The organism is Buttiauxella brennerae ATCC 51605 (assembly GCF_001654925.1).
In the GTDB taxonomy this organism is placed as follows: domain Bacteria; phylum Pseudomonadota; class Gammaproteobacteria; order Enterobacterales; family Enterobacteriaceae; genus Buttiauxella; species Buttiauxella brennerae.
This window is the reverse complement of the sequence record NZ_LXER01000015.1, coordinates 167,030-189,545: the sequence shown is the minus strand read 5'-3', so window position 1 is coordinate 189,545 and position 22,516 is coordinate 167,030. Positions and strand designations below refer to the sequence as shown.

Genomic DNA, 22,516 nt, shown 5'->3' with positions numbered 1-22,516 from the left:
GGAAGAAGAACATGAAATCACGTGCTGCAGTTGCATTTGGCCCAGGCAAACCGCTTGAAATCGTTGAAATTGACGTAGCTCCACCGCAAAAAGGCGAAGTTTTGGTACAAATCACCCATACCGGTGTTTGCCATACCGACGCATTCACCTTATCGGGTGATGACCCGGAAGGCGTTTTCCCGGCAGTATTGGGTCACGAAGGCGGCGGGATTGTTATTGAAGTGGGTGAGGGCGTGACCAGCCTGAAACCAGGCGACCACGTCATTCCGCTATACACGGCAGAATGCGGTGAATGTAAGTTCTGTAAATCGGGTAAAACGAACCTGTGCCAGGCTGTTCGCGCCACCCAGGGCAAAGGCCTGATGCCAGACGGCACCACTCGTTTCTCATATAACGGCGAGCCGATTTACCACTACATGGGCACCAGTACATTCAGCGAGTACACCGTGGTTGCGGAAATCTCTCTGGCAAAAGTTAACCCGCAGGCACCGCTGGATAAAGTGTGTTTGTTGGGCTGTGGCGTGACTACCGGTATCGGTGCGGTACACAACACTGCAAAAGTGAAAGAGGGTGATACCGTTGCAGTCTTCGGCCTGGGCGGTATTGGCCTTGCGGTCATTCAGGGCGCGGTTCAGGCGAAAGCCGGGCGCATTCTGGCCATCGACACTAACCCGGAAAAATTCACTCTCGCAACTGAAATGGGCGCGACTGACTGCATCAATCCTAAAGATCACGAAAAACCTATTCAGGACGTTATCGTTGAACTGACTGATGGCGGCGTGGACTTTAGCTTTGAATGCATCGGTAACGTCAACGTGATGCGTTCCGCGCTTGAGTGCTGCCACAAAGGCTGGGGCGAAAGTGTGATTATTGGTGTGGCGGGTGCAGGCCAGGAAATTAAAACCCGTCCATTCCAGTTGGTGACCGGTCGTGTATGGCGCGGTTCAGCATTTGGTGGTGTGAAAGGGCGCACGCAGTTGCCTGGCATGGTTGAAGATGCGATGGTCGGTAAAATCAACCTTGATCCATTCATCACGCACCGCATGCCGCTGGAACAAATCAACGAAGCCTTTGATTTAATGCACGAAGGTAAGTCGATTCGTACCGTGATTCATTTTGGCGATAAGTAACCGCTAAATCAGCCCGCGCGGGTTCCTCCAGGGGAGTCTGCGTGGGTGTTTACTTCCCCAGTTGTTCCCCATTCTCACGCATCCATTGCGCTAAAGAGTCCAGCGTTGGGCGCAGCGATTTTCCTAACTCTGTTATTTGATACTCCACACGTGGCGGCACCTCGGCGAAAACTTGTCGGGTCACTAATTGTCTGGACTCAAATTGCCTTAGCTGGCGAGTCAGCTCTTTTTGGGTGATGGGGTAAACCGCTCGCTGTAGATCGCTGAACCGTACAGGCTCGTCGATGACGATTAACCGGTAAAGAATGGGGATCGCCCACTTTCCGGAAATGAGATTAACAAAACTTACCATCGGGCAGTTTTCACCCGCCTCTGGCAATGTCGAAAAATTATTTATCACGCTTCCCCCCGATAAAATCCTGAGGCAACCCAACAGGTGCCTTAGTATCCAAATGGTTCCTACTATCCAAAGGATACTATAGCGGAAATAATGCGGTTACCAGATAAAAGCGAGGTAACGGTAATGGGCAGACTTGAAGGTAAATACGCATTAATCACCGGTGGCACCAGCGGTATTGGCTTTGAAACAGCGCGGCAGTTTCTTGCTGAAGGCGCGACGGTAGCCATTACCGGGCGCAACCAGGCCGCGTTGTTGGCGGCGCAACATACGCTGGGTAATGTGCATATTTTTCGTAGTGACGCGGGCGATATCGGCCAGCAAACCGAATTAAGCGAACACCTGGCACAATGGTGGCCGCGCCTTGACGTGCTCTATGTCAACGCCGGGGATGTGACTCATCGGCCTTTGCAAAACTGGGATGAAGCCACTTACGACAAGCTGATGAACACTAATCTCAAAGGTCCGTTCTTTTTGATTCAGGCTCTATTACCTTTGCTGTCGAACCCATCTTCAGTGATTGTGTGTGGTTCGGTGAGTGCGCATATCGGGCTTGCGCAAAGCAATGTTTACGCGGCCAGCAAAGCGGCAATTCTTTCTCTGGCAAGAACGCTATCCGGTGAATTGCACCCGAAAGGGATCCGGGTCAACGGATTAAGCCCAGGCCCCACGGAAACCCCGGCGCTTGGTAAATTGGGTAATGGCGCAACAGAAGAAACATTGCGTGAAGAGATTCGCGCCCTGGTGCCTGCCGGCCGCTTAGGTACGGCACTGGAACTGGCAAAAGCGGCGGTATTCCTGGCATCCGATGAGTCTGCTTTTATGGTCGGCAGTGAACTGCTCATTGATGGCGGCGTCAGGAATTTATAACGGTAAACAGGTCTTAACGCAGTGCGATGTAGTCGGACTGTGTTAAGACTTTTTTTAAAGCTGGAAAGTCCCAGGGCGGCGCTCTTGTACGTGGTAATGCTGCTCACGCAAATCAGCGGCAGACTCTTCCGCAGCCTGGCGTAATTCATCGCTATCAGCCTGATGGCGCAGCAGCATATCGGCACTTTTGACCACCAAATACAGATGACCATGTGTCTGCGCCGTCGTTTGTCCGGAGAAAAGAGCAGCACCTATTAACAGCAAAATCGTCCCGAATTTTGATACCAATTGCTTAACCATTACCATCAACCTCATTAACGTGACGGCCACACTGTATAGATAATTCCGCTTAGTTACTATTCAACTTTTAGAAAGAAAGCAAAAGAATTGTCAGCAATGTAAAAGGCTAAACAGTTAAGCATTAGTTTAGGATGGGTTGATTATTGGCATGTCATGCTGCCGCGTTTTAGCAGTGGGTTTGCCAGGCCGGATTTGTATATTTTTGGCTGTATTAATGTGCAACTGATTTTGAAAAAAGGTTAATCACCAACACCCCGATAATGATCAACGCCATTCCTGCAATCGCCGGCCAGTCGAGTTTTTGCCCCAAAAATATCCAGCCAACAGCGCCAATTAACACTATCCCCGCACCCGACCAGATAGCATAAATGATGCCGGTAGGGATGGTGCGCATGGTAATCGACAAGCAATAAAACGCCACGCCATAAAACACAATGGTGACCACACTTGGCCATAAACGGCTAAACCCTTCCGAGAGTTTCAGTGATGTGGTCGCAATGACTTCAGCAACAATAGCCACAATTAGCCAGATATACGTCATGTCAATTTCTCCCTCTTAATGTCAGGTCGCCAATGTAAAGATCTAAGCTATATCTGGCAAGAAATGCCAGCGATTGTCCTAAAAATTCCTACCTTGCTTTTCATTGGTATATGTTCTGTAACAGTTGTAAATGCCAGCTGAAAACACTGGTTTTTTCATTTATGTTACGATTGCAGCGATTGTAATAAACATAAAATGTAGATTTATATTCTTACACTATTTATCTTCTTACTTTATGATACCGGTAACATGTGAGGCGTTACTGCTCCTGGTGTGGATGGCAGTATTGGGGTTCTCATGGAATTTGGGGTAAAAAATGGACTGGTTTGTTGATTATTTTTCAACGTATCTCTACGGCTTGAAAGTCGTCGCAATTACATTAGCAATACTGATGTTAATTAGCGGAATTGATGACTTATTTATTGATATTGTCTATTGGGTTCGTCGTGTCTGGCGCTCAATGACGGTTTATCGCAACAACGATCATCTTGACTATAAAGCCCTTTATGAGCCGCAAGAAAAGGCGCTGGCGATTATGGTCCCTGCATGGAATGAGACCGGGGTCATCGGTAACATGGCGCGTCTTGCCGCCAGCTCTCTCGATTATGAAAATTACCATATTTTTGTCGGCACTTATCCTAATGATCCGGATACACAACGCGATGTCGATGAAGTGTGTGCACGTTTTCCGAATGTCCATAAGGTGGTTTGCGCACGTCCTGGCCCCACCAGCAAAGCGGATTGCCTGAACAATATCCTCGACGCAATTTTGCAATTTGAACGCAGTGCGCGTTTTAACTTCTCCGGTTTTATTCTCCACGACGCAGAGGACGTGATTTCCCCACTTGAATTGCGCCTGTTCAACTATCTGGTCGATCGCAAAGACTTAATTCAGATCCCGGTTTATCCGTTTGAACGCAAATGGACACAATTCACCAGCCTCAGTTATCTGGATGAATTTTCGGAACTGCATGGTAAAGATGTGCCGGTTCGTGAAGCATTAGCGGGGCAGGTGCCGAGTGCAGGTGTCGGTACCTGCTTTAGCCGTCGTGCGGTGCTGGCACTGTTAGCCGATGGTGATGGTATCGCCTTTGACGTACAAAGCCTGACGGAAGACTACGATATTGGTTTCCGTTTACGTCAAAAAGGGATGGAAGAGATTTTCTGCCGTTTCCCGGTGATTAACGAAAATGACAAGTCGCCAAAACCTTTTGGGCAACGAGCGCGTACTGCCAACGTGATTTGCGTGCGTGAATATTTCCCGGATACGTTCGCAACCGCCGTGCGCCAGAAATCGCGCTGGATAATCGGCATAGTATTCCAGGGCTTTAAAACGCACCGCTGGAGCCCAAGCCCGGTGCTGAACTACTTCCTGTGGCGCGACCGTAAAGGTGCCATTGCCAACTTCCTGAGCTTTGCGGCGATGCTGGTGATGTTGCAACTGGTCGCCATTATGATTTACCAGCGTAGCGTTGATGGCGCCTGGCAATTCCTGTCGATATTCGTGGGTGGTTCATGGTTAACAACGCTGCTGTGGATTAACTTCCTACTGATGTCTAACCGCATCATTCAGCGCATGATTTTCGTGACGGGCTACTACGGCCTGGCGCAAGGTCTGTTGGTGATCCCACGGCTGTTCTGGGGCAACCTGATTAACTTCATGGCGAACTGGCGGGCGATTAAACAGGTTATTCAGCACGGTGACCCTCGCCGCGTGGCGTGGGATAAAACCACGCACGATTTCCCGACCGTCAGCGACCAACGTTCAGCGCAGCCGCTGGGTTATATTCTTGTCGATTCGGGTGTCATCACTCAGGCGCAACTTGAAGATGCGCTGCAAAACCGCATTCCTGGCCTGAAACTGGGCGGGAGCCTGGTACAACTTGGCTACATCACGGCCCATCAGCTCGCCATTGCCCTGGCAAAACAGGCAGAAGTGCCGATGGAGGTGATTGATCCTTTCACGCTTGATGAATCTCTTATTCGCAGCGTGCCGGCAAAAGTGGCACAACACCACGCGGTTCTGCCGCTGCGGATAGAAAACGGTACGGTGGTATTAGCCTGTGAAAACACCATTGATCCCGTTTCACTGTCGGCCCTTGGCCGCAAGGTCGGGCGAGACGTCAGCTACGTTATTGTGCCAAGAGGCCAGGTGGTTATCGGCCTGCGTCACTGGTATGGCGACTCGCAACTCTTGAAAGAAAAGCAATTACTTGAAAATGCAGTAAAAGAACACTTGCTTACCCAGGAGCAGGCCGACGATATCTGGGAAAATTATGTTTCCGGGCAGCTTCTGTTTGCCGAAGTGTTGAGTAATGAATCCCATTTAAATGAGGCAGTTCTGCGTGCCGTGTTACTGCGCTATGAGCGTAGTGACCTGAGGTTTGGTGAGTTCCTGGTTAAGGAAGGCGTGGTCAGCCAACAGGTGGTTAACCATGCCCTGGAACAGCAAAAGAAATTGCAGCCATCCTTGGAAACCCTGCTACAAAACGCAGGGATCAATTGCCTGCAACAGGCGCGTCTGGCAGGGAGTTCGTTATGAACATACGCCTGAACCCATTGGCCGTTCTTGTTTGCGGAGCCTTGCTCGCAATGCCCGCGTTGGCGGCTCAGGAAGGGTCAAAACAAGATCTGGGCCTGTCAGATTACCGCTATTTTAAGGTGTATCCGCATATTGAGCGGGCGCACAAAGCGATGGAAGCGAATGATGAAACCCGGGCATTGCGCAGTTTTGAGCATGCACATGAAATGGCCCCGGAAAGCATTCGTATTACGCTTTGGCTTGCTGAGGCTTATCGCCATTTCGGGCATGAAAACAAAGCACGCGCGTTGCTTGAAAGTGAATTGAAGAAAGCCCCGCAAAATTCGCAATTGCAAAGCGCGTTAAACGCGATTCCAGTACCAGAACTGGAGGTGAAAACTCTCGCGCAATTGCGGGCGTTTCAAAAAACATGTGATGCCGCTCCGACGGTGCGCTGCCGCAGCGAAGCGGGTAATTATGCGCTCAAACTTAACCAGCTTGAGATTGCCCGCGCACAGCTTGCAGACCCACAACTGCGCCACTCAAAAGAGGGGCGGCAGTTGGTCGATAATTACACCCAACGCGCTATTTTCCTTCAACAATGGGCGGCCGCCGATCAGGGCTTTGCGCTGCTGGACAGCGAAGCCACGCTGAGCGAAGCGCAGTACCAACAGTGGTTTGCCATTTTGTTGCACATGCAGCGTGACCAGCGGATTTTAGATTTGCAAAGCCAGGGCGTAATGAACAGTGCCGGCATGCAGCTCGCTTACGCGCAGTCGCTTGCTGAACGTAACGCGCTCACATCGCTACGCCGCTATCTTGCCAGTCATAAGCCGGTGTTTAATTCGCCAGTGGAAGAACGGAACTGGATGAGGTTGCTGGCGACATATAGCGAAGAACCTGGAAAGACAGTCTCTGCCTGGTCGATTAAACACCCGGAAAATAAACAATATGTGTTGTCGACGCTGGTCCCTATTCGCATCCAGAAAGGAGATTGGCAGGGGGCGAATGCGCTGCTCAATACCTTCCCGGAAACGCAGGCGCTCGACCAACGCCTGGCGTTAAGCCTTGCGCGTAGAGACACACCATCCAGCCTGCAACTGATAAAGAAAATCAGCCAGACTCGGGGTTTATCGGCACAAGAGCTGGAGACCGTCAGCTATCAGCTGGTTTCAATGGACCAGGGGAAAGTCGCCACAGAATTACTGCTACGTGACTGGCCGTTTGATAAAGCCGGGGCGTTGCAGAAACCGCTAAGCACCCGTTTATATACTCAGCTTGCGGCACATCCGGAATGGCTAACGCCAGACAGCAAAGTGCGACTGGCAAAACCGCTGCCGAGTGCCACACAACGTATGGCTCAGGCCCGACTGTTCCAGGGCACAGAAAACTGCGCCATTGTGCGCAACATATTAGGTGATTTATCGCCGCAATATGATGCGCAAAGCTGGTCACATCTGGCGCAATGTTACCCGTGGCAACCGGGCCTTGCGCTTTACGCAGCACAGCAGGCGGCTGCGCGTGATCCATCGCCGTATTACCAGCGCCAGGTGGGGTATCTGGCTTTTGCCGCGCAAGATTACGAGCTGGCGCGTGCCAATGGGGTGAAAATGCCTGCGGCGAAAAAGGGCGCAGAAGATGATGCTTCCCTTGGCTTTGCACTGATCGATCAGGGCAAATACCCTGAAGCTCGCGATGCACTGGAAAAAGCGCGTGTCTCCCAGCCGGACTCGCCAGAAATAATGCGTCAGTTAGTGTATCTCAATGAACGCCTGGATGATAAACCGTACACCCGCGAATACAGCGAACGGGTGGTGGATGACATCGATAACAGCCTGACGCCGCAGCAAGAACTTAGCGAAAAACAGAAAGAGGATCGCTTTGAATTCCGCCGCATTCATGAAGATAGCGAGCGCCGCTGGACCTTCACCTATGACGGCTCGTTCGGTTTAACGCCTGACTCACTTAACAGCGCTGGCGGCAGTAACGGCGTACAGCAAAATAAAAGCTACCGCAGTTATGAGCAATTCGAGGCGGAATACCGTATCGGTAAAAACCAAATCATTGAGGGTGACCAGCTTTCGGTTTACAGCCGTATATTTGCCGGCAGTGAAAACAACGGCGACAGCCACTTTATCCCGGTTTATGAGCCGATGCTCGGCGTGGGCGTGCGCTGGAAACCGCTGCGCGACCAGGTTATTTATCTGGCCGCCGAGCAGCAAATCCCGCTTGGGAATAACCATGGCAAGAGTGACGTGATGTTACGTGCCAGTGCCTCGTTCTTTAACGGCGGCAAATACAGCGATGACTGGCACCCGACGGGAAATGGCTGGATGGCACAAAACCTCTATCTGGATGCGGCGCATTTCGTTAAAGCCGATTACCAGCTTTATACCGCGGACTACCGCATGAGCTGGCACCAGAAAATCAATGGACATCAAACAGTTGAACCGTACTGGCATGCTCAATACAACGCCAGCACAGACACGCCGTATCGTGATAATACGTTGGGTGGCGTGGGTGTGCGTTTGAATACCTGGTTTGGGGAGTCCCATTACAGCGCCTTCCCGCACAAGGTCAGTGTAGGCGTGGAATATCAACGTGCATTTTCGGGGCATAACCGCGACATGGATTCCAAAAACAATCTTTTCCTGACATTAGGAGCCCGCTGGTAATGAAAATACTCTTAACGGCGTTGCTGCTGGTTGCACCTTTTGCCAACGCGATGAACGCAGTGATGTATCAGCCACAGTTGCGCGATATGACCGTTTCAGACGCTCAGTGGCAGAGCGTGTTGAGCAAACTTAAAGGGCAGGGAATTGATACTCTGGTGTTGCAGTGGAGCCGCTATGACGGGGCATTTCGTGACGGTGAATCACGCGTCTGGCTGGAACGTAAAGCACAGCTGACGACTGCCAGCGGCATGAAGCTGGTTATCGGCCTTGCAGCCGATGGGCAGTTTTTCGAACGGCAAAAGCAGCCACTTCCGGTGCTGGAAAACTACCTCAACCGCTTGCGTGCCGATGATGTCTCGGTGGCGAAACGTTGGGTGAGTGTGCTGGGTGTGCAATCTATTGCGGGCTGGTACATCAGCAGTGAACTTGATGACCATCGCTGGCGTGAGCCGCAGATGCAACAAGTTGCGCAGAGCTGGCTGAACAAGAGCCGTTTATCGCTGCAAGCGGTTGCTGATAAACCTGTCGCGGTGAGCAGTTTCTTCGCGGGAAATATGACGCCTGACAGCTACAGCAAATGGGTGACAACCCTGAGCCATAGCGGTGTGAAAGTGTGGGTGCAAGATGGCGTGGGAACGCAAGTATTGAGCGACACAGAACGGGCGTTGTATCTGCAAGCGCCCTCTGCCGGACAGGTTATCGAACTGTTCCGCCAGGATAAACAGGCGAAAACGTTTAAAGCCGTGCCAGCGCCTGCACAATATCAGCAAAAATGGTTATCGACGCCTGTCCCGCCAGGGCAGGACAGAGTCTACTTCTCATTACGTTATATGAGTGCGGCCAAGGGTGTGTTGGCCCAATAAGAGTGAATATCAGGACTTAAACCCGGCGGCTGTCATCAGCAGCCGGAACCCCATCCCGACGGCGGTCAGCGCCAGAACGCTACCGCCCCATAACACCACCATCCACATCAAGCGAATTCCAGTCTGTTTCATCAGTGATACCCCTCGCCATGCTGTACTTTTCCGCGGAAAACGTAATAACTCCAGAAGGTGTAAACCAAAATAATTGGGATAATAAACACCGCGCCGACCAGCATAAACCCCTGGCTTTGCGGTGGTGCTGCTGCCTGCCAGAGCGTGATTGACGGCGGAATAATATAGGGCCAGATACTGATCCCAAGACCGCTAAAACCGAGAAAAATCAGGCCCAGCGTCAGCAAGAATGGCGTGCTGTGCCAGCTCTGTTCAGACCCAACGGCTTTCCATAACCAGCCACTGCATAGCACCACCAACAGCGGAACCGGCAACAGGAAATAAAGGTTTGGCAGGCTAAACCAACGCGTGGCAATTTGCGGGTGAGCAAGCGGCGTCCAGATACTGATGATGGCGATGATCACTAACATGACGAGTAACAGAGGTTTCACCACCTTACGCATGGTTTTCAGCAGCGGATCTTCGCTTTTCATTACCAGCCAGCTTGCGCCAAGCAATGCATAAGCCACCACCAAACCGACACCGCAGAACAGGTTAAATGGCGTTATCCAGTCTGACTGTGCGCCGCTAAATGTGCGCCCGGTTACCGGGAAACCGGAGATAACTGCACCGACTACTACGCCCTGGCAAAACGTTGCCACCATCGAACCACCAATAAACGCTTTGTCCCAGAACGGGCGGTGCGCTGGTGTCGCTTTAAAACGAAACTCAAATGCCACGCCGCGAAAGATCAGGCCAATCAGCATTAAGGTCAGAGGAATGGTCAGCGCATCAATAATCACGGCGTAAGCGAGCGGGAATGCACCAAATAATGCCGCTCCGCCCAAAACCAGCCAGGTTTCATTGCCGTCCCAGACGGGGGCTACGCTATTGACCATCACATCGCGGTCTTCGGCATCATGCACAAACGGGAACAGAATGCCGATACCGAGATCAAAGCCGTCCATCACGATGTACATCAGGGTAGAAAAAACAATAATCACAAACCAGATAACAGACAGATCAATACCCATTAGCGTGGCTCCTCAAATGATTCGGTTGCCGCAGAAAGTGGGCGTGAAGGTGTGCCATGCGGGGGCGGCGTATCGTCATTAAACGGCTGCGGCCCTTTCTTAATCTGGCGGATCATATAGCTGTAACCCACGCCAAATACCGACATATACACCACAAAGAACGTCAGCAGGCTGATGCTCATTTGCAGATTACCGTGTGCTGAAACGGCATCTTTAGTGCGCAGCAGGCCATATACTACCCAGGGCTGGCGGCCCACTTCGGTCGTCACCCAACCGGCGAGAATAGCGATTAGACCCGATGGACCCATCCACAACATAAAGCGCAGGAAAGCGCGGTTTTCATATAAACGGTCGCGATAGCGCAACCACAGGCTGAAAATGCCCGCCAGAATCATCAGCATGCCCAGACCCGCCATCATGCGGAAAGACCAGAACACGATAGTTGAATTAGGACGGTCTTCTTTTGGGAACTCTTTTAGCGCGGGAACCTGTTTATCCAGACTATGGGTGAGAATCAGACTGCCCAACGCCGGGATTTCCAACCCGAAACGCGTGCGCTCCTGTTCCATGTCCGGCCAGCCGAACAGCAACAATGGCGTTGGCTCACCCGGCACATTTTCCCAGTGCCCTTCAATAGCGGCAATTTTGGCTGGCTGATGCTTCAGGGTATTCAGCCCGTGCATATCACCAATCATCGCTTGCAGTGGGGCCACGATTAACGCCATCCACAACGCCATGGAAAACATGGTTTTGATTGCCGGGGTTTTGTTGCCACGCAGCAAATGCCATGCCGCCGACGCGCCGACAAAAAACGCGCTACTGAGGAACGCAGCCACCGACATATGCAACAGGCGATAAGGGAAGGAGGGGTTAAACACCACCGCAAACCAGTCAACCGGCACCACCTGTCCATTGTGGATTTCAAACCCTTGCGGCGTTTGCATCCAGCTGTTGGAGGCCAGGATCCAGAACGTCGAAATAAGCGTGCCCAGCGCGACCATACAGGTGGCAAAAAAGTGCAGCCCTGGCCCCACGCGCTTCCAGCCAAAAAGCATTACGCCCAGGAACCCGGCTTCAAGGAAAAATGCCGTCAGTACTTCGTAGGTCAGTAGCGGGCCGGTAATACTGCCCGCAAACTGAGAAAAACCGCTCCAGTTGGTACCGAACTGATAGGCCATCACCAGCCCGGACACCACGCCCATACCGAAGTTAACCGCGAATATCTTCGACCAGAAGTCGTAGAGCGAACGATAAACCGGTTTTTTAGATTTCAGCCACAGCCCTTCAAGCACCGCCAGATAACTGGCCAGCCCTATGGTGATGGCGGGGAAAATAATGTGGAAGGAGACAGTAAATGCAAACTGAACCCTCGCAAGATGAAAAGCATCTAAACCAAACATGCACAACCTCATGGCACAAGAACGTCAAGGCTATGGTAAAGAGACTGGCGGACATTGAGCAGAAACAGAAATGTGTTATTTAGCTATAACAGTTAACCAAATCATTGTATTTTTATCGCACTGATATAGACGCTAAGCACAGGTTAAAATGAAAAAATACCAACAACTTGCGCAGCAAATTATTGACCAGATTGCCCTTGGTGCGTGGCTGCCAGGCGACAAATTACCGTCATTGCGCGAGCAGGTCGTGATGAGCGGCATGAGTTTTATGACCGTCAGTCATGCCTATCAGACGCTCGAAAGTCAGGGCGTCATTGTGGCAAGGCCGCAGTCTGGTTATTACGTGGCACCCCGTCCCGCCGTGCGTAGCACACTCGCGCCCGTGAAAGTGATGCGTGATGAAGCGGTCGATATTAATACCTACATTTTTGATGTGTTGCAGGCCAGCTGCGACGCAAGCGTGGTGCCGTTCGGCTCGGCGTTTCCTGACCCGCGCTTGTTCCCGCTCCAGCAGTTAAACCGCTCGCTGGCGACGGTCAGCAAAACGGCGACGGCCATGAGCGTGATTGAAAACCTGCCACCGGGTAACGAAGCGTTGCGCCATGCCATCGCCCGGCGTTACGCACAACAGGGGATGCAAGTGTCCCCGGATGAAATTGTGATTACTGCCGGTGCGCTCGAAGCGCTGAACCTCAGTCTGCAAGCCGTTACCGAACCGGGCGATTGGGTGATTGTTGAAAACCCGTGTTTCTACGGGGCGTTGCAGGCACTCGAACGCTTGCGCTTAAAAGCGTTATCGGTGGCGACCGATCCGGAAAGCGGCATTGATTTAGTGGCGCTGAAACAGGCACTCAACGATTACCCGGTGAAGGCGTGCTGGTTAATGACCAACAGCCAGAACCCACTCGGCGTGACGTTGTCACCTGAAAAGAAAAAGCAACTGGTTGAATTGCTGCAACTTCACAACGTTACGCTGATTGAAGATGATGTTTACAGCGAGCTGTATTACGGACGTGAGCGCCCGTTGCCCGCCAGAGCCTGGGACGAACAGGGCATTACGCTGCACTGCTCGTCCTTCTCAAAATGCCTGGTGGCCGGGTTTCGTATCGGCTGGGTGGCGGCGGGGAAACATGCGCGGCGCATCCAGCAACTGCAATTAATGAGCACGCTCTCCACCAGCTCACCTATGCAGCTGGCGCTGGTTGATTACCTGGCGACCAAACGTTACGACACGCATCTGCGCAAACTGCGGCGAATACTCGCTGAACGTAAGCAGCAAACCTGGCAAGCGTTGCACCAGTATTTCCCCAGCGAGGTTAAAATTCACCACAGCGAAAGCGGCTATTTTTTATGGGTGGAGTTGCCGGAATACATGGATGCCAGCCTGTTAAGTGAACAGGCGATTGCCAACAAAATCAGCATCGCGCCTGGCAAAATGTTTACCACCGGGCGCACCTGGGACCACTACTTCCGCCTGAATGCTTCCTGGGCTTTAGGCGAGCGGGAAAAGCATGCTGTGCAGCGGCTGGCTGATTTGATTCGACAACAAATTAAGGAGTGAAAATGGAGCACCACACCGAACGTCTGATTTTACGACTGTGGAAACAAAGCGACCGCGAACCCTTTGCAGCGATGAATGCCGACCCTGACGTTATGCGCTATTTCCCCAGTACACGAACTCGCGAAGAAAGCGACAGTATGGTGAATGCTGTCGAACAGATCCTCGCCGATAAAGGTTGGGGATTATGGGCAGTGGAAGAAAAAAGCAGTGGGGCGTTTATCGGGTTTGTCGGCCTGAATATTCCGGGTTACGAACTGCCGTTTTCCCCGGTGATTGAAATCGGTTGGCGGCTCGATAAAGCCTTCTGGGGCAAGGGCTATGCGCCAGAAGCCGCGCGTAAAGCACTGGAAATCGGTTTTAAGCAATTTGCGATGGAAGAGATTGTCGCCTTTACCGCGCTGACAAACTTACCTTCACAGCGTGTGATGGAAAAAATTGGCATGACCCGTTGCGAAGAATTTGATCACCCCATGCTGGCAGAAAACCACCCTTTGAGACGTCACATTCTTTACCGAATTTCGAACCCAAAAGTCGTATAAAAAATAGTTCTTGAACCCATCTCGCAAATTTGCGACATTTTGTCGCATTACGCGAAAATATGCGCGTAAACTTATTCACAACTGAAGGTCACAAGGAGGTGATGGAGTATGAACATGGCTATTAGCATACGGTTAGATGACCAGTTTGTAGCGGATGTCAAAATTCACGCCGACGCCTGCAGCCGGAGCGTGCCAAAACAAATAGAGTATTGGGCGAAGATTGGGCAAATCGTTGAAGATAACCCTGACTTACCTTACAGCTTTATTAAAGAAACGATGCTGGCGCAAAGCGAAATGGAAAATGGCAGAGTGAAAAAATATGTCCGCAGAACGAAACGGCAAACCCTTGACGGTGTATGAAACCGCGCGTTTTGGAAAGGCTCTGGAGAAACTGCCAGAAACCTTCCTGGCGCAAGTGGAAGACGAAATTGAAAAGGTGATTGCCGAACCGGAAATTGGCGAGCGTAAAAAGGGTGATCTCAGCTATTTACGGGTGCATAAATTTCGGATTAATAACCAGCAGGCGCTGCTGGGTTATAGCTGGCAGGATGCACGCTTAGAGCTTTATTTACTGAGCCTCGGTGTCCATGAGAATTTCTACGAAATGCTCAAGCGCCAACGCAAAGCAGACCTGCGCTTAATCGAAACCCAAAGCCGTTAACCGGCTTTAGGTTTTCCTTCTTTTACCGCATTAAAACATCACGACGTGATTTCAATCAGATTACCGTCGGGGTCGGAAATCACGGCTTCGTAAAAACCGTCACCTGTCCAGCGAGCCTCATGGACTAAAGCCCCCAAAGGTTTGAGGTTGGCGACCAGCGTATCCACCGCTTAGACGGAGCCAAGGCTTTTGGCGATATGAGCAACCTGCATTTATTATCTCCATCCATATGAAATTTCGATAATTGCGCAAATCGGTAGCGCGAACTTACCGCCTCGCTTAGACCTTATCTACACTTTAAAAATCATCCAGTTATCTTACCGCGGTACAAATCTACAGGGCGCACTTTACTGCGCCCTGTATCACAACCTGGTGAAATTTCCTGTCAGCAGCCTGCTTGCCATATTTACGCAGACTATTGTTTTTGTACGGGGATTTTTTTGCACTTTTGGCACTCACAACCCATGTCGTGCCGCCTTTATCTTTCAGACAGGAGTAGCAGCAATGCGAACAAAACAGGCTATATGGTCTCTTTCAACACTCTGTTTGACCGTGCTTTCTGCACAGGCGGCAGGGCTTCCGGACAAAATTGGTGCCGGTGAAGGGCAGCTCGATATCATCGCCTGGCCGGGGTATATCGAACGTGGTGATACCGACAAAGCGTATAACTGGGTCACCGATTTCGAAAAAGAGACCGGCTGTAAAGTGAACGTGAAAACGGCGGCGACCTCTGACGAAATGGTCAGCTTAATGGCGAAGGGCGGTTATGACCTGGTCACCGCCTCGGGCGATGCCTCTTTGCGCCTGATTATGGGCAAACGCGTGCAGCCGATTAACACGGCGCTGATCCCAAACTGGAAAAACGTCGATCCGCGCCTGGTGAAAGGATCCTGGTTTAACGTCGACGGCAAAGTGTACGGCACGCCGTATCAGTGGGGGCCAAACCTGCTGATGTACAACACCAAAACCTTCCCGACACCGCCTGACAGCTGGGGCGTGGTGTTCGTCAAACAAGATTTGCCGGATGGCAAAACTAACCAGGGCCGCGTGCAGGCCTACGATGGGCCAATTTACATCGCCGATGCCGCGCTTTTTGTGAAAGCCACACAGCCACAACTGGGGATTACCGACCCGTACCAGCTCACCGAAGAACAATACGCGGCAGTGCTGAAGGTACTGCGTGACCAACACGGTCTGATTCACCGTTACTGGCATGACACCACCGTTCAGATGAGCGATTTCAAAAATGAAGGCGTGGTCGCTTCCAGCGCCTGGCCGTATCAGGCTAACGCCCTGAAAGGTGAAGGCCAGCCGATTGCCACCGTATTCCCGAAAGAGGGCGTCACCGGGTGGGCAGATACCACCATGCTGCATGCTGATGCGAAACATATGAACTGCGCCTACAAATGGATGGACCACTCGCTAAAAGCGAAAGTCCAGGGGGACGTGGCGGCCTGGTTTGGCTCACTGCCTGCGGTAGCGGAAGGCTGTAAAGCCAGTACGCTTCTGGGTGACAAAGGCTGTGAAACCAACGGCTACAACTACTTCGATAAGATTGTGTTCTGGAAAACTCCGGTCGCCGAAGGCGGTAAATTCGTGCCGTACAGTCGCTGGACCCAGGATTATATCGCCATTATGGGTGGCCGCTAAGCCTGGAGGAGTTATGTCGTACGCTGTGCAGTTCAGAAACGTCTCGCGCCTTTATGGTGATGTTCGCGCGGTAGATAACGTCTCGATTGATATCGAAGACGGGGAGTTTTTCTCCATGCTCGGGCCATCCGGCTCGGGCAAAACCACCTGCTTAAGGATGATTGCCGGTTTTGAGCAAGTCAGCTCGGGCGAAATCGCGATCTTTGGTCAACCGGCACAGGACGTGCCGCCGTATCAACGTGATGTGAATACCGTCTTTCAGGATTACGCGTTGTTCCCCCATATGACCGTGCTGGAAAACGTCGCATATGGCTTGATGGTAAAGGGGATTGATAAAAAAACACGGCTGGCCAAAGCGCAGGAAGCGCTCGAGCGAGTCGCCCTGGGGTTTGTTCACGCCCGTAAACCTTCACAACTTTCCGGCGGCCAGCGCCAGCGTGTGGCACTGGCTCGCGCGCTGGTGAATCGCCCACGCGTATTGTTGCTGGACGAACCGCTTGGCGCACTGGATCTCAAACTACGTGAGCAGATGCAGGGTGAGCTGAAAAAACTTCAGCGCGAACTGGGCATTACTTTTATTTTCGTCACCCACGACCAAAGCGAAGCACTGTCGATGTCTGATCGCGTAGCGGTGTTTAATAACGGGCGTATCGAGCAATTGGATACGCCACGCCAGCTTTATATGCAGCCGCGCACGGCGTTTGTCGCGAGTTTTGTCGGCACTTCAAACGTGTTGCAACCGGCGCTTTCCGGGAAAGTGTGCGGTGAACAAGCGCTATTTTCCCTGCGTCCGGAACATATCGTTCTGAGTGATGAACCGAGCCACCACAATGAAATTCGGGTGAGCGGCATGATTCAGGAAATTCACTATCAGGGAGCAGCAACGCGCCTTGAACTGCGCCTTGCCGACGGCGAAAAACTGCTGGTCAGTGAAGCGAACCCGCAACGGATTATCAGCGAAGAACGCTATCAAATTGGCCAGCAGGTCACCGCAGTCTGGCCTCGTGCGGCGATGGTTCCGCTGTTGGGGGAAGGATGAAATGGATATGAGCCTTCCCACATCTCCTCCTGACAACCGCTTGATGCGTCGCATCGCCACGTTTTTGTGGCAGCGCCCAGGCTTCTGGCTGGCATTGTTATTGCTGCCGCCGCTGCTGTGGTTCGGCGTTATTTATCTCGGCTCGTTGCTGACGCTGCTGTGGCAGGGGTTTTATACCTTCGACGATTTCACCATGTCGGTCACACCGGACCTGACGTTCGCTAACATTGCCGCGCTGTTTAACCCGGCGAACTACGACATCATCTTGCGCACTCTGACGATGGCTATCGCCGTCACGCTCGCCAGTGCGGTATTAGCGTTCCCGATGGCCTATTTTATGGCGCGCTACACAACGGGCAAACTGAAAGCGTTTTTCTATATCGCCGTGATGCTGCCGATGTGGGCCAGCTACATTGTTAAGGCGTATGCCTGGACGTTGTTATTGTCTCGCGACGGTGTGGCGCAATGGTTCCTCAATCATATGGGACTTGAGCCGCTGCTGAACCTGATACTGACAATCCCAGCGGTAGGCGGTAATACGCTGTCGACTTCCGGTTTGGGGCGTTTTCTGGTGTTTCTCTATATCTGGCTGCCGTTCATGATCCTGCCTATTCAGGCGGCTCTTGAGCGCTTGCCGCCCTCGTTGTTACAGGCCTCCGCCGATTTGGGCGCACGCCCATCGCAAACTTTCCGCCATGTGATTTTACCGCTAGCCATTCCGGGTGTAGCGGCGGGTTCTGTGTTTACGTTTTCGCTTACGCTGGGTGATTTTATTGTGCCGCAACTGGTGGGGCCGCCGGGGTATTTCATCGGCAACATGGTCTATTCCCAGCAGGGCGCGATTGGCAACATGCCGATGGCTGCCGCATTTACGTTGGTACCCATTGTGTTGATCGCTATTTATCTGTCACTGGTGAAACGACTGGGGGCCTTCGATGCACTCTGAACGCGCACCATTTTTGCTAAAAGTTGCAGCCTGGGGCGGGGTTATCTTCCTGCATTTTCCGTTGCTGATTATTGCGTTGTACGCTTTCAACACCGAAGAAGCCGCATTCAGCTTTCCACCAAAAGGGCTGACGCTGCACTGGTTCAGCGTGGCTGCATCACGCGGGGATATTCTTGATGCAGTGACGTTGTCACTTAAAATTGCAACGCTGGCCACGATACTGGCATTAATACTTGGCACGCTTGCTGCAGCGGCATTATGGCGGCGCGAATTTTTTGGCAAAAACGCCATCTCTTTATTACTGCTTTTGCCGATTGCGCTACCGGGAATTATCACCGGTATCGCACTGCTGACAGCATTTAAGATGATGAATTTTGAGCCGGGCCTCCTGACCATTGTGGTAGGGCATGCGACGTTTTGCGTGGTCATTGTGTTTAACAATGTCATCGCCCGTTTCCGGCGCACCTCTTACAGCCTGATTGAGGCATCAATGGATCTCGGGGCCGATGGCTGGCAGACCTTCCGCTATGTCATTTTGCCTAATCTGGGGTCCGCATTGCTCGCCGGAGGCATGCTGGCGTTCGCGCTGTCGTTTGATGAAATTATTGTCACCACCTTTACCGCCGGACATGAGCGCACATTACCGTTGTGGCTGCTCAACCAACTGGGCCGTCCGCGTGAAGTTCCGGTCACCAATGTGGTGGCGTTAATGGTGATGCTGATGACCACCATTCCGATTTTAGGGGCCTACTGGCTGAGCCGTGGCGGAGATGAAGTCGCGGGCAGCGGTAAATAACGAAAGGGTATCACTATGCAAAGCCAACTGTTAATTAACGGCCAGTTAGTGGAAGGCCTGGGTGAAAAACTGCCGGTATACAATCCGGCAACCGGTGAAGTGCTGCTTTCGATAGCCGAAGCCACAGCCGATCAGGTTAATGATGCGGTGATGGCGGCTGATAAAGCGTTTGCTGCATGGGGCCAAACTACGCCGAAAGAGCGTGCAGAACATCTCCTGAAACTGGCCGATGTGATTGAACAAAATGGCGAAGTTTTTGCCCGTCTGGAGTCGCAAAACTGCGGCAAACCTTACCATTGCGTGTTGAATGATGAGATCCCGGCGGTGGTGGATGTGTTCCGCTTCTTTGCTGGCGCAAGCCGCTGTTTGAACGGATTGGCAGCGGGGGAATATCTCAGCGGCCATACCTCCATGATCCGCCGTGACCCGGTGGGCGTGGTGGCGTCTATTGCACCGTGGAACTACCCGTTAATGATGGCGGCATGGAAACTCGGCCCGGCACTGGCCGCAGGTAACTGTGTGGTGATCAAACCGTCAGAAATCACGCCGTTGACTGCGTTTAAACTTGCTAAGCTGGCAAAAGATATCTTCCCGGCTGGCGTATTGAACGTGCTGTTCGGCCGTGGGCAAACGGTGGGTGATGCGCTGACCGGTCACCCGAAAGTGCGCATGGTTTCGTTAACCGGCTCAATTGCTACTGGCGAACACATCATCAGCCACACCGCACCTTCAATTAAGCGCACCCATATGGAACTGGGCGGCAAAGCGCCGGTGATTGTGTTTGATGATGCAGACCTGGATGCCGTAGTAGAAGGTGTGCGCACCTTCGGCTATTACAACGCCGGGCAAGACTGCACCGCCGCGTGCCGAATTTACGCCCAGAAGGGTATTTACGACAAACTGGTGGAAAAACTGGGGGAAGCGGTCAGCAGCCTGAAATATGGTGCGCCAGACGATGAGTCCACCGAGCTTGGGCCATTAAGTTCTGCCGCACATCTCGAACGGGTGAGCAACGCGGTGAATGCCGCCAAGGCGCTGGCGCACGTCAAAGTGGTGACGGGTGGGGCGAAAGTCGAAGGGCCAGGATATTACTTCCAACCAACGCTGCTTGCGGGCGCGAAGCAGGAAGATGATATCGTGCAAAAAGAGGTATTCGGCCCGGTGGTCAGCGTCACAACGTTTGATGACGAGGAGCAAGTGCTGGGTTGGGCGAATGATTCCGACTACGGACTGGCCTCTTCAGTCTGGACGCAAGACGTAGGCCGTGCCCATCGTCTTAGCGCTCGCCTGCAATATGGCTGCACCTGGGTGAATACCCATTTCATGCTGGTCAGCGAAATGCCACACGGCGGGCAAAAACTTTCGGGTTACGGCAAGGATATGTCGTTATTCGGGCTTGAGGATTACACCGTTATTCGGCATGTGATGATTAAACATTAAAGTCGGGACACACATCCAGCAACGAAAACATCACCCCCTCATGGCGAGAGGGTGATGTTTTTTTCATCTTAGTGATCAAGATATAAGTAATGCATCCAGCTGGTCATGCGCAGCAAAACCTTACGCATCACCGATACATGGGTAAAGTGGTCAGAATAGACGGCAACTTGCGCAAAGATCCCATCAGGCAAGGCATCTACCTGGGCATTGGGCGCGAGTTCAATCACCGCCAGCACGCCATCACTTCCCGGAGTTAACGTCAGAGATTGCAAAGTCCCCTGCGCCTGATAAGAGCCACCCGGAACTACGGGCAAAACTGCTGTCAGCTTACCCTCAAAAACCTGCCCCGGTAGCGCATTAAACACCACTTCGGCTTGATCGCCAGCTTCCAGGCGTAACAACGAGTTCTGCCTGAACTGGGCGATGATCTGGCGTTTTTGTTGTGGGATAAACACCATGACAGGGCGTAACGGCAGGGCAGCCGCGTAGGTGCCCGGGCGAATCAGCACTTGTGTGACGTAGCCGTCGCTTGGTGCACGGATCACGGTTTGACTGAGGTTATATTTCGCCTCGGCAAGTTGAGCGCGCAGGCTGACAATCTGAGATTGCTCGCCATTCACCAGGCTATCTAACTGGCTTTTAATTTGCGACTGTTCGGCAACCGAGCCTTTTACCAGCGCATCTTGCGCCAGAAAATTTTGCCTCGCATTATCAATATCACTTTCTGAGAAGGGGTTAACTCGGGCTTTACTGCCCTGAAGGTAACGCTGGTAATCTTTATACAGTCTGTCACGTTCGGCGGTCACGCGGGTGGTATTCGCCACGGCTGCATCAAGTTGCGATTTGAGTGACTCGGTACTGTGGATGGCGGTGATTAAATCAGCCTGCAATCTATCAACTCGCGTCTGGTAGCGAGTCGGGTCTAATTTAAACAGCACTTCTCCTTTTTTGATCATCGTATTTTGTTTATCGGTCACTTCACTGACAATTCCGGTCACCTGTGGGGTAAGAGGAATAGAGATAACCGCTTTTTGCGCTAAATAAGTATAAGGATGGTTGTAGTTCATTAATAAAATAAGTGCGCCAATTAAAAACACCCCTCCTAAGGCCGCGGTTGGTACGGTCCATTTATTTACCGGTATTTTAAAAATCTTAAATACGGCCCACGCAAATGCCACATACGTCAGGATAATGAGCAGATCCATGATATTACTCCGATGGAGTTATTTTGTTGTTATCCAGTTTCTGTTCCAGCTCGCTTACGCGTTGCTGTAACGAAGCCAGTGTTGCGTCGGCATCTTGTTGCATGCCCCAACCTCGTTCAGGGCGGTAGAGCGTTGCCCATATCCATAAGAACGGCCAGATGACATGAAGGGTAAACAAACTGACCCACCCGGCGACGTGAATGGCATCGGCGTGAGGGTGGTTGCGGGCTTTGGCTATCAGGTAAGGAATGTCGTGAAGAATAATAATCCCATAAAAAATAATGAGAAAGACAACGATCAGAACACCCAGCGCAAAATAGTTGAGGAACATAGTGACCTCGTTTGAGAAACAGCCGTTTTTACTAAAGATAGTCGTTATCTAACTCAGGGTTTATGAATCAATAAAAATTTACCCGGAATAATTAATTACCACCCTAATGAGCAGGATAACGCCGGTATTTTCTTTCCTGAAAAAGTCGTAATAATGAAACCAGGCGTTATCCTTTTTTCTTTTGTTAATTACTCTGTCTCGTCGCGAATATCTGTAGACGAGGCATTTTTTTGAACAGATTCAATCCCTTTGTGGGCTGCTGCTTTTGATGAGTACATTTCGCTTTGTGCAATGACTTGCCCGTTTGACGCTTTTAGCACGAAATAAAATGGCTCAGCTGTCGCTTTCGTTGATTTCTTTAACACATAGTGTCCCATAGAAAATCTCCGCAGTTACCCAAGGCCCAATGCCAGTGGGATAACTTAAATATAGTGCAATCAACAAGCGAGGCGGTTAGGGGAAAACGATAAGGGTAAAAACTTGATCTAAGTCATAAAAAAGAGCAT

General features: G+C 51.7%; 23 protein-coding genes. 14 read left to right on the top strand and 9 right to left on the bottom strand.

Going from position 1 to position 22,516, the window contains the following annotated elements:
• Positions 1–11: 11 nt before the first annotated feature.
• A complete protein-coding gene (locus M975_RS08000) occupies positions 12–1,130 on the top strand; it encodes an S-(hydroxymethyl)glutathione dehydrogenase/class III alcohol dehydrogenase (RefSeq protein WP_064558628.1) in 1,119 nt (372 codons plus the stop codon).
• Between the two features lie 49 nt (positions 1,131–1,179).
• Here M975_RS08000 and M975_RS07995 read toward each other — a convergent pair whose 3' ends face one another.
• Entirely contained in the window at positions 1,180–1,482 is a 303-nt protein-coding gene (locus M975_RS07995) for a winged helix-turn-helix transcriptional regulator (RefSeq protein ID WP_064558626.1), read from the bottom strand.
• 171 nt (positions 1,483–1,653) lie between these two features.
• Here M975_RS07995 and M975_RS07990 point away from each other — a divergent pair, with 171 nt between their 5' ends.
• Positions 1,654–2,397 (top strand): SDR family oxidoreductase, encoded by a 744-nt coding sequence (locus M975_RS07990; protein WP_064558662.1) that lies wholly within the window; start codon positions 1,654–1,656, stop codon positions 2,395–2,397.
• A gap of 54 nt (positions 2,398–2,451) precedes the next feature.
• On the opposite strand, the gene M975_RS07985 is transcribed toward M975_RS07990, so the two are convergent.
• Both M975_RS07985 and M975_RS07980 read right to left on the bottom strand, forming a co-directional pair.
• On the bottom strand, positions 2,452–2,697 hold the full coding sequence (locus M975_RS07985; RefSeq protein WP_064558660.1) for a DUF2554 family protein: 246 nt from the start codon (positions 2,695–2,697) through the stop codon (positions 2,452–2,454).
• Between the two features lie 211 nt (positions 2,698–2,908).
• Positions 2,909–3,238, bottom strand: a complete 330-nt coding sequence (locus tag M975_RS07980) for an SMR family transporter (RefSeq protein WP_064558624.1) — start codon at positions 3,236–3,238, stop codon at positions 2,909–2,911.
• Positions 3,239–3,554: 316 nt separating this feature from the next.
• Here M975_RS07980 and nfrB point away from each other — a divergent pair, with 316 nt between their 5' ends.
• From nfrB to M975_RS07965, 3 genes are read left to right on the top strand one after another with little or no spacing between them, the layout of a single operon-like run.
• The gene (gene nfrB, locus M975_RS07975; protein ID WP_064558622.1) at positions 3,555–5,780 is read left to right on the top strand and encodes a cyclic di-3',5'-guanylate-activated glycosyltransferase NfrB; all 2,226 of its coding nucleotides are present in this window, start codon (positions 3,555–3,557) and stop codon (positions 5,778–5,780) included.
• A complete protein-coding gene (locus M975_RS07970) occupies positions 5,777–8,434 on the top strand; it encodes an NfrA family protein (protein ID WP_064558620.1) in 2,658 nt (885 codons plus the stop codon). The genes nfrB and M975_RS07970 overlap by 4 nt, the downstream gene beginning before the upstream one ends.
• Positions 8,434–9,297: a DUF4434 domain-containing protein gene (locus M975_RS07965; protein ID WP_064558618.1), complete on the top strand. Its 864-nt coding sequence runs from the start codon at positions 8,434–8,436 to the stop codon at positions 9,295–9,297. The genes M975_RS07970 and M975_RS07965 overlap by 1 nt, the downstream gene beginning before the upstream one ends.
• A gap of 9 nt (positions 9,298–9,306) precedes the next feature.
• Here M975_RS07965 and M975_RS07960 read toward each other — a convergent pair whose 3' ends face one another.
• The 3 genes from M975_RS07960 to M975_RS07950 are packed head-to-tail and all read right to left on the bottom strand — an operon-like array spanning position 9,307 to position 11,842.
• The gene (locus M975_RS07960) at positions 9,307–9,429 is read right to left on the bottom strand and encodes a DUF2474 domain-containing protein (protein ID WP_064558616.1); all 123 of its coding nucleotides are present in this window, start codon (positions 9,427–9,429) and stop codon (positions 9,307–9,309) included.
• Positions 9,429–10,442, bottom strand: a complete 1,014-nt coding sequence (gene cydB / locus M975_RS07955) for a cytochrome d ubiquinol oxidase subunit II (RefSeq protein WP_064558614.1) — start codon at positions 10,440–10,442, stop codon at positions 9,429–9,431. Before cydB ends, M975_RS07960 begins: the two co-directional genes overlap by 1 nt.
• Positions 10,442–11,842, bottom strand: coding sequence for a cytochrome ubiquinol oxidase subunit I (locus tag M975_RS07950; protein ID WP_064558612.1), 1,401 nt, complete (start codon positions 11,840–11,842; stop codon positions 10,442–10,444). The genes cydB and M975_RS07950 overlap by 1 nt, the downstream gene beginning before the upstream one ends.
• Before the next feature lie 148 nt (positions 11,843–11,990).
• On the opposite strand from M975_RS07950, the gene M975_RS07945 reads away from it, so the two are divergent.
• The 9 genes from M975_RS07945 (at position 11,991) to patD (ending at position 20,474) form a co-directional block, all read left to right on the top strand.
• Positions 11,991–13,403, top strand: a complete 1,413-nt coding sequence (locus M975_RS07945) for an aminotransferase-like domain-containing protein (RefSeq protein WP_064558611.1) — start codon at positions 11,991–11,993, stop codon at positions 13,401–13,403.
• A gap of 2 nt (positions 13,404–13,405) precedes the next feature.
• On the top strand, positions 13,406–13,942 hold the full coding sequence (locus M975_RS07940; RefSeq protein WP_064558609.1) for a GNAT family N-acetyltransferase: 537 nt from the start codon (positions 13,406–13,408) through the stop codon (positions 13,940–13,942).
• 114 nt (positions 13,943–14,056) lie between these two features.
• A complete protein-coding gene (locus M975_RS07935) occupies positions 14,057–14,302 on the top strand; it encodes a TA system antitoxin ParD family protein (protein WP_064558658.1) in 246 nt (81 codons plus the stop codon).
• Entirely contained in the window at positions 14,262–14,603 is a 342-nt protein-coding gene (locus M975_RS07930; RefSeq protein WP_064558607.1) for a type II toxin-antitoxin system RelE/ParE family toxin, read from the top strand. Before M975_RS07935 ends, M975_RS07930 begins: the two co-directional genes overlap by 41 nt.
• A 504-nt stretch (positions 14,604–15,107) precedes the next feature.
• Positions 15,108–16,253 carry a putative ABC transporter substrate-binding protein YdcS gene (ydcS, locus tag M975_RS07925; RefSeq protein ID WP_064558604.1) on the top strand — a complete coding sequence of 382 codons (1,146 nt, stop codon included), beginning with the start codon at positions 15,108–15,110 and terminating at the stop codon, positions 16,251–16,253.
• 13 nt (positions 16,254–16,266) lie between these two features.
• Positions 16,267–17,292 (top strand): ABC transporter ATP-binding protein, encoded by a 1,026-nt coding sequence (locus M975_RS07920; protein ID WP_064558602.1) that lies wholly within the window; start codon positions 16,267–16,269, stop codon positions 17,290–17,292.
• Positions 17,293–17,299: 7 nt separating this feature from the next.
• Positions 17,300–18,238, top strand: coding sequence for an ABC transporter permease (locus tag M975_RS07915; RefSeq protein ID WP_425338995.1), 939 nt, complete (start codon positions 17,300–17,302; stop codon positions 18,236–18,238).
• Positions 18,228–19,034: an ABC transporter permease gene (locus M975_RS07910; protein ID WP_064558599.1), complete on the top strand. Its 807-nt coding sequence runs from the start codon at positions 18,228–18,230 to the stop codon at positions 19,032–19,034. Before M975_RS07915 ends, M975_RS07910 begins: the two co-directional genes overlap by 11 nt.
• 15 nt (positions 19,035–19,049) lie before the next feature.
• A complete protein-coding gene (gene patD, locus M975_RS07905; protein ID WP_064558597.1) occupies positions 19,050–20,474 on the top strand; it encodes an aminobutyraldehyde dehydrogenase in 1,425 nt (474 codons plus the stop codon).
• 68 nt (positions 20,475–20,542) lie between these two features.
• Here patD and M975_RS07900 read toward each other — a convergent pair whose 3' ends face one another.
• From M975_RS07900 to M975_RS07890, 3 genes are all read right to left on the bottom strand, one after another.
• Complete coding sequence (locus M975_RS07900) at positions 20,543–21,679, bottom strand: HlyD family secretion protein (protein WP_064558595.1); 1,137 nt, start codon at positions 21,677–21,679, stop codon at positions 20,543–20,545.
• 4 nt (positions 21,680–21,683) lie between these two features.
• Positions 21,684–22,010 carry a DUF3302 domain-containing protein gene (locus M975_RS07895; protein ID WP_064519002.1) on the bottom strand — a complete coding sequence of 109 codons (327 nt, stop codon included), beginning with the start codon at positions 22,008–22,010 and terminating at the stop codon, positions 21,684–21,686.
• Between the two features lie 188 nt (positions 22,011–22,198).
• On the bottom strand, positions 22,199–22,387 hold the full coding sequence (locus M975_RS07890) for a YegP family protein (RefSeq protein WP_064519000.1): 189 nt from the start codon (positions 22,385–22,387) through the stop codon (positions 22,199–22,201).
• Between the last annotated feature and the right edge of the window lie 129 nt (positions 22,388–22,516).

What these genes read in the sequence shown, in the direction of transcription:
- M975_RS08000 (WP_064558628.1), top strand. Translation starts at nt 12, where the DNA reads ATGAAATCACGTGCTGCAGTTGCATTTGGCCCAGGCAAACCGCTTGAA.
- M975_RS07995 (WP_064558626.1), bottom strand. Translation starts at nt 1,482, where the DNA reads ATGGTAAGTTTTGTTAATCTCATTTCCGGAAAGTGGGCGATCCCCATT.
- M975_RS07990 (WP_064558662.1), top strand. Translation starts at nt 1,654, where the DNA reads ATGGGCAGACTTGAAGGTAAATACGCATTAATCACCGGTGGCACCAGC.
- M975_RS07985 (WP_064558660.1), bottom strand. Translation starts at nt 2,697, where the DNA reads ATGGTTAAGCAATTGGTATCAAAATTCGGGACGATTTTGCTGTTAATA.
- M975_RS07980 (WP_064558624.1), bottom strand. Translation starts at nt 3,238, where the DNA reads ATGACGTATATCTGGCTAATTGTGGCTATTGTTGCTGAAGTCATTGCG.
- nfrB (WP_064558622.1), top strand. Translation starts at nt 3,555, where the DNA reads ATGGACTGGTTTGTTGATTATTTTTCAACGTATCTCTACGGCTTGAAA.
- M975_RS07970 (WP_064558620.1), top strand. Translation starts at nt 5,777, where the DNA reads ATGAACATACGCCTGAACCCATTGGCCGTTCTTGTTTGCGGAGCCTTG.
- M975_RS07965 (WP_064558618.1), top strand. Translation starts at nt 8,434, where the DNA reads ATGAAAATACTCTTAACGGCGTTGCTGCTGGTTGCACCTTTTGCCAAC.
- M975_RS07960 (WP_064558616.1), bottom strand. Translation starts at nt 9,429, where the DNA reads ATGAAACAGACTGGAATTCGCTTGATGTGGATGGTGGTGTTATGGGGC.
- cydB (WP_064558614.1), bottom strand. Translation starts at nt 10,442, where the DNA reads ATGGGTATTGATCTGTCTGTTATCTGGTTTGTGATTATTGTTTTTTCT.
- M975_RS07950 (WP_064558612.1), bottom strand. Translation starts at nt 11,842, where the DNA reads ATGTTTGGTTTAGATGCTTTTCATCTTGCGAGGGTTCAGTTTGCATTT.
- M975_RS07945 (WP_064558611.1), top strand. Translation starts at nt 11,991, where the DNA reads ATGAAAAAATACCAACAACTTGCGCAGCAAATTATTGACCAGATTGCC.
- M975_RS07940 (WP_064558609.1), top strand. Translation starts at nt 13,406, where the DNA reads ATGGAGCACCACACCGAACGTCTGATTTTACGACTGTGGAAACAAAGC.
- M975_RS07935 (WP_064558658.1), top strand. Translation starts at nt 14,057, where the DNA reads ATGGCTATTAGCATACGGTTAGATGACCAGTTTGTAGCGGATGTCAAA.
- M975_RS07930 (WP_064558607.1), top strand. Translation starts at nt 14,262, where the DNA reads ATGTCCGCAGAACGAAACGGCAAACCCTTGACGGTGTATGAAACCGCG.
- ydcS (WP_064558604.1), top strand. Translation starts at nt 15,108, where the DNA reads ATGCGAACAAAACAGGCTATATGGTCTCTTTCAACACTCTGTTTGACC.
- M975_RS07920 (WP_064558602.1), top strand. Translation starts at nt 16,267, where the DNA reads ATGTCGTACGCTGTGCAGTTCAGAAACGTCTCGCGCCTTTATGGTGAT.
- M975_RS07915 (WP_425338995.1), top strand. Translation starts at nt 17,300, where the DNA reads ATGAGCCTTCCCACATCTCCTCCTGACAACCGCTTGATGCGTCGCATC.
- M975_RS07910 (WP_064558599.1), top strand. Translation starts at nt 18,228, where the DNA reads ATGCACTCTGAACGCGCACCATTTTTGCTAAAAGTTGCAGCCTGGGGC.
- patD (WP_064558597.1), top strand. Translation starts at nt 19,050, where the DNA reads ATGCAAAGCCAACTGTTAATTAACGGCCAGTTAGTGGAAGGCCTGGGT.
- M975_RS07900 (WP_064558595.1), bottom strand. Translation starts at nt 21,679, where the DNA reads ATGGATCTGCTCATTATCCTGACGTATGTGGCATTTGCGTGGGCCGTA.
- M975_RS07895 (WP_064519002.1), bottom strand. Translation starts at nt 22,010, where the DNA reads ATGTTCCTCAACTATTTTGCGCTGGGTGTTCTGATCGTTGTCTTTCTC.
- M975_RS07890 (WP_064519000.1), bottom strand. Translation starts at nt 22,387, where the DNA reads ATGGGACACTATGTGTTAAAGAAATCAACGAAAGCGACAGCTGAGCCA.